General features: G+C 63.0%; 1 protein-coding gene. It reads left to right on the forward strand.

The annotated features are described in order from the left end of the window. Positions 1 to 728: DUF2235 domain-containing protein (locus C9414_RS20310; protein WP_219909125.1), on the forward strand; the 728-nt coding region annotated here is incomplete at both ends.

The following is a 728-nucleotide window of genomic DNA, read 5'->3' on the forward strand; positions in this document are numbered from 1 at the left end:
CTTTGAGGTATTTGATCGTGATCAGGGCTCAAGTCTCGCGGCGCGCGCGTCCCGGTTCGCCAGCTACATCCAAGGCGTTGGCACTGAGGCGCTCAAGGAAATTGGCGATACCGGCACCGGGTGGCACGCTCGCGCTGGCGCAGCAGCGGGCTGGGGCGGTGAGGGACGGGTGAACTGGATGTTGATGCAGGTCCAGGACCACCTCTTGACCCATTTCGCAGACACCACCGTCACCTCCGCCATGGGCTTCGATTCCAGCGTCCCCGTTGCGCGCAAGATGAGTGCCGATCTCCGTCTGCACCTGCAGGACGTTGAGCGCCTGGCGCAGGCGGCGCGGATGTCGCTGTCCAACTACCTGGCGGTTAATCAAGGGCAAGAGGAGATCGATCTTCGCAACTCGCTCAGTGGCGGCTTCTGGAACATGGTGGGCGCGTTGCAACGGGTGCGCGGCACGCACCTGGCGCGTGCCGATCATGCCTCGCGTCGTGCGGTTCTACAGGAACGTCGCGCCTTTCTGGCAAAGAAGGTAGCGCCGTTCCAGAAGCAGAATCCCCGCGTAGATCGCATCCGTATATCGGTGTTCGGCTTCTCGCGTGGCGCCACCGAGGCACGCGTGTTCTGCAACTGGCTCGGCGATGCCTGCGATCCCGCCCCCGGGCCGCTGCGCTTGTGTGGCATTCCGGTGCAGATCGATTTCATTGGGTTGTTCGATACCGTCGCTTCAGTAG

The sequence above is a fragment of the Bacillus sp. Nf3 genome, assembly GCF_003028545.1.
Taxonomy (GTDB): Bacteria; Bacillota; Bacilli; order Bacillales; family Bacillaceae; genus Bacillus; species Bacillus safensis.